Raw genomic sequence first — 1,151 nt, 5'->3', positions numbered from 1 at the left:
GGAGCAAGCTCCCTCGCCACAAAGGCAAGGCAACTTGTGCCATAGGGAGTTTCAATGAAAGCCTGGCGTGCCGTTGTCCTGGCCGTGTCGTTGCTGTTGCTCAGTGGTTGCCTGGTATCGTTCAAGGCGCCATTGCCCGACAGCGAAGCCGCGCCCAAGGGCCTGCTCGGCCACTGGACCAGCACCAACGCCTGGGGCGAACCGTTGAACCTGGAACTGACGAAGGTGGGCAAGCACCGCTACCAGGCCATCAGTTATTTCAGGGCCAGGCCCCAGGAGCGCGAAGCCATTCCCCTGACGGTCTCTCGCCACGGCAGCCGCTGGTACCTGTCGGCGAAGGTACCAGCCCGGTTTGGCGGGCACTTCGTCATCGCCGGTTTCGAACTGACCGACAAGCAGGAACTGGTGGTCTACAACCTGGACATGGAACAGATCAACCAGGCCATCGGCCAGAAGCTCCTCAGCGGCCAGCCGAACCCGAGCGAAGAGGGCGATGGCGTGCTGGTGGACAGCGACATGAGCAAGGTTTTCAGCTACCTCGACGACCCGGCCAATTCCGACGTGTTCTCGGAAGCCGTGCGCTACCAGCGACTGGTCAAATCCCAATAACGCTTACAAGCGGACGTTTTTACACAGGAGTTCCGGGTGGACGATTACCAGCAGACGATACGCACCTTGTCCGATCGCATTGTGCTGGCGCAGACGCCGATTCGCATTCTCGACGCGGTGAAATGGGACGAGAACATCCGCAAGGGGTTTCTCAAGGCCAAGGGCAAGGAACTGCCGGCCGTGGACCGCGATTATTACCTCAACCGCCCCTTGTCGTTCGACTCCAGCAAAGTGAAGCTGGAGTTCCAGAACATCGAGCGCGACATCACTCGCCAGCTCGGGCAGTTCAACCCGGTTGGCCAGATCATGCGCCGCATGTGCAAGGAATATCGTATGGTGGTGCGCATGCTCGAAGCGCGCGGCACCGAGGATTTCGGGCTCATCTCCCAGGAACTGTACGGCGCCGCCTCCGACGCCTTTCACGCTGGCGACCCGACCCTGGCCGACCTGGGCCTGATGCTGTCCGATTACCTGAACAACATCGACGGCCGTGGCGACCTCAAGGACGAACCCAAGGTGCTCAGCGCCAAGGAAGCCGTCGG

At 61.0% G+C, this 1,151-nt stretch carries 2 protein-coding genes; both read left to right on the top strand.

What is annotated here, in order from left to right; all coding sequences use genetic code 11:
* Positions 1 to 54 precede the first annotated feature (54 nt).
* Entirely contained in the window at positions 55 to 609 is a 555-nt protein-coding gene (locus OC610_RS27810; protein ID WP_264432771.1) for a hypothetical protein, read from the top strand.
* Between the two features lie 36 nt (positions 610 to 645).
* Positions 646 to 1,151, top strand: a 506-nt coding sequence (locus tag OC610_RS27805; protein WP_264432769.1) for a tyrosine/phenylalanine carboxypeptidase domain-containing protein, incomplete at its 3' end; no start/stop codon positions are given.

This window comes from Pseudomonas agronomica (assembly GCF_025917275.1).
GTDB classification, from domain to species: Bacteria; Pseudomonadota; Gammaproteobacteria; order Pseudomonadales; family Pseudomonadaceae; genus Aquipseudomonas; species Aquipseudomonas agronomica.
The sequence above is the reverse complement of the archived record's forward strand: the minus strand, read 5'-3'. Positions and strand labels throughout refer to the sequence as shown.